Origin of the sequence: Rhizobium freirei PRF 81 (assembly GCF_000359745.1) — a bacterium.
In the GTDB taxonomy this organism is placed as follows: Bacteria; Pseudomonadota; Alphaproteobacteria; order Rhizobiales; family Rhizobiaceae; genus Rhizobium; species Rhizobium freirei.
On record NZ_AQHN01000065.1, the window covers coordinates 152,858 to 159,462 of the forward strand.

The 6,605-nt window shown below is 55.3% G+C and carries 5 protein-coding genes and 1 pseudogene; 1 reads left to right on the top strand and 5 read right to left on the bottom strand.

The annotated features are described in order from the left end of the window. Positions 1-36: 36 nt before the first annotated feature. Positions 37-250 (bottom strand): annotated as a pseudogene (locus tag RHSP_RS35640) (hypothetical protein). A 495-nt stretch (positions 251-745) separates the two neighbouring features. Between RHSP_RS35640 and RHSP_RS17545 the strand changes: the two are divergent. Next, positions 746-1,720: a LysR family transcriptional regulator gene (locus RHSP_RS17545; protein ID WP_004120053.1), complete on the top strand. Its 975-nt coding sequence runs from the start codon at positions 746-748 to the stop codon at positions 1,718-1,720. Between the two features lie 547 nt (positions 1,721-2,267). On the opposite strand, the gene RHSP_RS17550 is transcribed toward RHSP_RS17545, so the two are convergent. From RHSP_RS17550 to RHSP_RS35325, 4 genes are all read right to left on the bottom strand, one after another. Continuing rightward, positions 2,268-2,678: a DUF4168 domain-containing protein gene (locus RHSP_RS17550; protein ID WP_028755370.1), complete on the bottom strand. Its 411-nt coding sequence runs from the start codon at positions 2,676-2,678 to the stop codon at positions 2,268-2,270. A gap of 292 nt (positions 2,679-2,970) precedes the next feature. Continuing rightward, positions 2,971-3,999: an LLM class flavin-dependent oxidoreductase gene (locus RHSP_RS17555; protein WP_004120058.1), complete on the bottom strand. Its 1,029-nt coding sequence runs from the start codon at positions 3,997-3,999 to the stop codon at positions 2,971-2,973. Between the two features lie 212 nt (positions 4,000-4,211). Then, positions 4,212-5,324: a pyridoxal phosphate-dependent aminotransferase gene (locus RHSP_RS17560; protein ID WP_004120061.1), complete on the bottom strand. Its 1,113-nt coding sequence runs from the start codon at positions 5,322-5,324 to the stop codon at positions 4,212-4,214. A gap of 418 nt (positions 5,325-5,742) precedes the next feature. Next, entirely contained in the window at positions 5,743-5,928 is a 186-nt protein-coding gene (locus RHSP_RS35325; RefSeq protein ID WP_172831088.1) for a hypothetical protein, read from the bottom strand. Positions 5,929-6,605: the final 677 nt, after the last annotated feature.

Genomic DNA, 6,605 nt, shown 5'->3' on the forward strand with positions numbered 1-6,605 from the left:
ATGATCCTATCCGGCAAGTTGAGCACGAGGGTCGGCTCAGATCCGTTTCATCTTAGCATCAAAGCTCCCCGGCCCGGCCAAGACCAGATACAGGACGACGAAGCAAAACAGGATTAAGCCATCGCCGCCGCCTGCGGGCAGCATTGGCGAAAACCAACTGTCCTGCCGGTGCCTCGCCGCCTGAGGGGAAGCCAAATAGTTTCACAGTGCCATGTTCAGTGAATAGCCGCGCGGCAACAATCCAGAGCACGGCAAGTGCCGTCTGCGTGTTTTGAAACGTTCCTTCAAATTAGTATTGAGCCTCTTCGCCGCATCATAAACTCCCGCTCAATCGGGATCCGGGTCAGAAGGCGCTCGACCGCTGGGATGAACCGAATTGATCTCTGGCAAATATCACGCCAATAGAAATTCGCAGAGGACGTGAAACCATTGTTACGCATGGAAAGGTCTTTCCGGGCGCCGAAGGGGATTGCCCTCCGAACAGATCGACTACCGATATAGCGATGACAAAAGGCCTGCCGTTCACTCGCTGAAGTTCACCAGGATGCTGTGCGGATCGCTCTTTCTTTCCCACCAAATGGGCCCGCTGTCGGACTGCGCGATATTCAATTTTCCGCCCACTATGCGATTTGCGAAGAAAGTTTTCACAGAGCGTCTTTGCGCTGTGAAAACGTCAATTTGTATTACTAATGAGGAGTACTGATAGGTTTGTAGGGCGTACATACACGCTGTGGATAGATAAGTTATGCGGTTCAATGGGCTTGACCTAAATCTCCTAGTCGCGCTCGACGCCCTGATGAGCGAACGCAATCTGACGGCGGCGGCGCGCAGTATCAACCTGAGCCAGCCAGCCATGAGCGCGGCGGTCGCACGGTTGCGCACCTATTTCCAAGATGAGCTGTTTACGATGGCCGGCCGCGAATTTATCCCCACCCGGCGGGCTGAAGGTATCGCGCCGGCGGTGCGCGAGGCTCTGCTGCAGATTCAGCTCTCCATTATTTCGAGGGAGCCGTTTGACCCGGCTAGGTCGGATCGCCGCTTCAAAATTGTGCTTTCCGATTACGTTACACTCGTGTTTTTCGAAAGGATTGCGGAGCGTGTCGCGCGAGAAGCTCCCGGCGTCAGCTTCGAATTTCTTCCCCCCGGCGATGATAATGAAGACCTTCTTCGGCGCGGCGACGTTGATTTTTTCATTCTGCCGGAAATATTCTTATCAAACGCCCATCCCCAAGCGAGACTGTTCGATGATGTCCACGTGTGCGTAGGCTGCACCTCGAACAAGCAACTGGAAGAGCCGTTTACGTTCGAGAGATACATGTCGATGGGGCACGTTGTGGCCAAATTCTATACGCGGAGGCCGGGACTCGAGGATTCGTGCCTCCTCGAGCACGGTCGCGAGAGACGGATCGACGTCGTCGTACATGGCTTCAGTATGATTCCGTCCATGGTTTCGGGCAATGAGCGCATAGGAACCATGCCCTTACGGCTGGCGCAGCACTTCGCAAGAACAATGCCGCTGCGCATCGTCGAGCTTCCGCTGCCACGACACCTTCCGTTCACCGAAGCCGTTCAATGGCATGAACTTCACAATAGTGATCCGGGAAGCGTCTGGATGCGCGAAATGCTGTTTGAGGAGGCGTCCCGCATGGTTTCGCCGATTGCCACGACCGCGCCGCTCAGCAACTCAAACCAGCACGAATGTTGTCCTGCGCACATGTGATCCGAAAACTTCATCGGGCCATGACTATTATATGGCTGCCATAGCGCCGTTTCGGGCGCCGCGCTATACGCCGCGCGTTAATGCTGCCGGCAAGCTTATACGTTCCCGCGCCCGCTCGCCGACCGCTTTGACGATAGTGGGATTAGCTTAACACCGGGGACGCTAGTTTAGGGTAGCCGATCGCGAACATCGCTCATCCATGACCTCACGTTTTGCCGGTCTGTCTGCCGCTCAACGATGTCGGAGATGCGACTACGCCGTGAGGGCCACTTGGGTGATCTTGTTGGAAAGTGGCACTTTGAGCCATCGGCAGATCCGGATAATGCACGCGCCCCGCCGAAGAGTAGATGATTGCGTCCATCGCTCGTATGTGACTGCTGGGCTGCCGGACAATTGCCGCAGGGTATCTTGTCGACGTGCTCACTGCCCAGTTGGATCAATGTCGCGGACATGGTCATGAAGAACCCCCGGTCAACGCCGTGCCAAGATTGTAGGACTCGGCGCGGCGATGGCGGGTGATCAAATTGATCGGTGATCGTGGGGTTGCTCACTGCTTTGCGGGCGCGGATTTCTGCAGTTTGTCGTCAAGTTTCTTCACGAGAACAGGATCCTTCTGTGCAGCGGCCAGAATTTCGTTGTATTCGTCCACTGAAATATTGGGAGAGGTCTGAACGGCCTGTATCATCTGTTTTCTTGCCTCGCTCCGTAGCTCTTGCTTCGCTGTCTCATCCGGCGCCGCCTTGATCTTGGCCGCGTACTCCTGCCTAATCTTGTCCACCTGGAGATAGGCGACGGCAAAAGCTTCGATCTTCTGGTCACTGATGGCCGCAGCCGCACCATTGCCATCTGGTTGCCCTTGGGCGGGTTGCGTCTCTTGCGCCGCTGCAGGATTGCTGAGAAACATCAAGCCCAAAACTGCAGCGGTCAACGATGCGGCAGAGATGTAACGATCGATCATTTTAATTCCTCTCATATAGTGCGGGGGACAAGGCTTCTTTCCCAGCGTAAAGCCAAAAGCGGTGATATAGCCGGCTTCGGTCGACGAGGATTCGGCGACAATGTGGCCTTCAATGCTTGCCATAGGACGATAGCGAGGCGATCATGATACCATGAACGGGGCGCTGCCGAGAACTTTGCCATCATCAGGAGCATATGAACCGGATGCGACGGCGAGGAGCTTGACGTTTAGCATCCAACTGGACGGCCAGCACGGCGCAGGAAAAGTTGTTGGGGCTCCAAATTATGGCGCATCAGTTAAGACGAGCCATAAATTCGGATTGAATAGTGGCTGCTGTGTAAAGGGAAGCATCCAGCGGCAGGGTCCCAAATGCAAGTTGACACAGAAGATAGTTGGCGCCTGCCTCTTCTACCTGGCTAAGTAATGTTTGTCTCACCGACGCCGCCGACCCTGCGATGCATAACTCGTTCTCAACCGCCTCGTCGAAAGTCAGCGGCAGGTTTGGTGGAGTCTGCAGGTCATTTAGCTCGTAAAGGAATTCAAAGCTGGCGAGCCAGTGTTCGTAAGCCGGCGCTGCGAGCACCCAGGCTTCGCGGTCAGAACGCCCAATCACGATCATGCGAAGCAAGCCACGAAACGAGGATTGATCATCTTCGCCCGTGTTCTCTTTTCGATGGGCGCGGAAGGCGTCAGTAATTTTGCGGACAGAAGAGGACGGTCCCAGGCACGCGATGTTTGCGCCGTTCGCAGCGGCCCAGCGGGCCGATTCGGGTCTACCTGTGGCAATCCACATCGGTGGATGCGGGCTTTGATGAGGTTTTAGTGTCAAAGGTATGTTGCTCAGCTCAAAATGCTGGCCCTTATGGGACAACGTGCCGCCTCTCATCGCATTAAGAAGAATTTCACTGGCTTCCGCATAGCAGCCTGGTGCCGCGTCCGCACACATCCCGAAATAACTTAATTCGATCGGGAGAGAACCGCGTCCAATCCCGACCTCAACTCTGCCGCCGCTCAATTGGTCCAGCATACAGATTTCTTCAAAAGCACGCAGCGGGTGATAAAGGGGCAGCAGCATGACAAGTGGCCCGATACGAATCCAACGCGTACGCTGCGCGACGCTCGATAAAAACAGATTTGGCGATGGCCCTCTCCCATGTGGAGTACAGTGGTGCTCAGCAAGGTGATAAGCGTAAAAACCAAGGCCGTCGCACGCCTCGGCTAACCTCAGGCGATCTGAGTACTGCTGGGCTATGTCGCAGCCGTTGTCGTCCAGATGATCGAAGATGCCGAAGGTCAGATTAGAAGGAATGGCATTTCCCATTCGATTGTCTCCAATGTTAGATGAAAGATGTCGATTCAAGCGATGAAGAGGCGGTCTATGCTCCGGCCGTGGTTCTCCACGACGAGGCATCAAAAGGCACCAGGGTCAGTGCAATCGCCGACACCGGTTGTGTCGACCTCATTTGGTGCGGAGATCTGGGTATCCCGGCCAAATCGACTTGGCTGTTTCTGTGGTGTCGGCAAAAACAAAGATTAGCCGTGCGTGACCGGCTGCATCTTCAGGCTTTTAGAAATGTCAGCGGCGGCTGATAGGAATGCATCCATTTGGGTTTTTGAACCGACGCTTACGCGAATATGATTTTCCAGGCCGTCATCGGGAAAGACGGCAACAAGTATCTTTCGTCTTCTCAACGATGCTTGCCACCACGTGCCGTTTTGCCCAGGTGGTGCGCGAGCAAGCAAGAAATTTGCATGAGACGGGGTCACCGAAAATCCGAGTTTAGAGAGTGCGGCCGTGGTTCGGTGTCTTTCATCTTTGATATGTTTGTGGTTCTCGGCGTAGGCGGCGCGGTGCGAGAGGATGCTGGTGCCGACCGCGTGGGCAATAAGATTCATATTGAAGAGATTTTGGCTGTTACGCAGCCTTCCGATAAGTTCAGGATGACCGAAGCCGAAACCAATGCGAATACCGGCGGCGGCGTAGCTTTTAGAAAATGTTCTTAAGACCAGCAGGTTCGAATGGCGATTGATAAGTCGTAGAGCATCGTCGGGCGCAAAATCGACATACGCCTCATCCAACACTATCAAACGGTCGGATTGCGCAGCGAGCCTGTCGATCTCGGCTATTGGAACAAAGGTTCCGCTCGGGTTATTCGGATTGGCCAGCAGGATGAACTTTGCCTCTTTTGCGGGACCGAGAAGCAATTGCTCTATCGGCAACGAATAAGCTTTGCTCCATTCGATTTCGAGAAATTGAGCACCCTGCAACAAGGCTAGTTTGCGGTTGAACGAAAAACCTGGCGACATCATCGCCACGCTATCACCCGGAGCAAGGAAAGCCCTGTAGATTAGCCCCAGCAGTTCAGACGATCCATTGCCGGCGATCACCTGATCGCGGGAGAGGCCATACGCATTGGCGGCCGCTTCCCGCAAGCAGCGATTATCATCCTCCGGATAAAGGTAATGCCGTTTGAGGGCGGCAATCGCGCTTCGCATCACCAGCATTGGCAACGGAAATGGATTCTCATTCGTGTCCAGCTTAACGCAATTGGCTTCAGGACCCGGCTGTTTAGCCGGAATAGCGTCGAGCTGTCTCACCGTCTGCGAAAGAGCCGAAAGCACACTTTGCAGTTTTGCATCAGACATATCTTTTCTCCGTATCAGTTAGTCGAACCCGCTAGCATGTGATCGGCAGTCCTAGCTGAAGCCCATGTATCTTCGTTCCGCTTCGACGACGGCAGCAACGATCATCCTGTCCGCAGATCGCCACGCAACGCTAACCCTCTAAAACCGCAATTTGCTCAAGCCTTTGAAATTAGAGCGGCGCCTTTGGACCAGCCGCCTCTCACGATGTGATTTGGCGGCCAATGCCGCCAGCTTGCCCCCGCCGTTTTCGAATGCGGCTCTCACCCGGCCCATCCCCTAAAGTGGTAGTCTCGGCAAAACTCCGAAGGCAGCTGACGGGATCGCAATCGCGACCGACCGCGTCGAGACCGGCAGAAACGTGCAGCTCGCTTGGACGATCACCACGGAAATCTTCATGAGGGCCTCCTGGAGCATGAAATTACAAGCCGAGAGCTACGGACTGGATCGAGACCTCAAACACGACCATGCGAGCGAGATCGATACCGTCCGTCGGCGGATTGGGTATTCTGATCTGCCCAATACCTTCGCCACTGATGAGCCGGCCGTCGCCAGTGGGATCAATGGGGACATCGTCGACATCCCTGCCGAGGAGGCTTATCGTCATGTGAACCACCACTGATTAGCATCGCCGACCCCACCGTCGGTGGAGCACTTCACCGCCTATTTACGCTTGATCGGCCCATCGGGATAATCGATTGATTTAATAGGACTCATCCAAATGTCGGATGGTTGCGGCAAGCTTCGCATCACAGCGGTGAAAATCGACCAGGGCAGGTGTCGTCGGTTCGTGCCCGCGGCGGCGTCGCTCGTGGCAGCGCAATAGACTGCCGGCCATGGCTCTCGCGGGCTCCTCGACTCACCGCCGCATCGACATTGCAATGTCCTAATCATCGTCTCGGCACGATTTGCTGCAGGCGATGTTCAGGCCGTCATTCCAACGCGATCGGAAGTACAGGCTCTCCCTTGAGTCTGATGCGGGCACTATCTCGCGATTTTCATTGGAGGATTAGGTTATCGTCGAATTTGGCGGCGATCGCCGGCTCCGCTCGTGCTGTCGGCACCCTCGCCGGCATTGGCGAGAAGACCGACCGGCGGGACTGGGTGTTCGAGGAAGCTGCGGGACTATAGCGCGGGCTTAATGCGAGCCTGGCTCGCGGGCAAATGACATATTTTGATGCAAGCGCCGCTGCGAGCAACCTCCCAGCGTCGAGAAGCATGTTGCCTCCAGCTGCAGCTCCTGATCCGCCTTTCCTTCGGATAGAGACGTAGCCGCAAATGCTT

Coding starts and splice junctions, on each gene's coding strand:
- RHSP_RS17545 (WP_004120053.1), top strand. CDS start 746: ATGCGGTTCAATGGGCTTGACCTAAATCTCCTAGTCGCGCTCGACGCC.
- RHSP_RS17550 (WP_028755370.1), bottom strand. CDS start 2,678: ATGATCGATCGTTACATCTCTGCCGCATCGTTGACCGCTGCAGTTTTG.
- RHSP_RS17555 (WP_004120058.1), bottom strand. CDS start 3,999: ATGGGAAATGCCATTCCTTCTAATCTGACCTTCGGCATCTTCGATCAT.
- RHSP_RS17560 (WP_004120061.1), bottom strand. CDS start 5,324: ATGTCTGATGCAAAACTGCAAAGTGTGCTTTCGGCTCTTTCGCAGACG.
- RHSP_RS35325 (WP_172831088.1), bottom strand. CDS start 5,928: ATGACGATAAGCCTCCTCGGCAGGGATGTCGACGATGTCCCCATTGAT.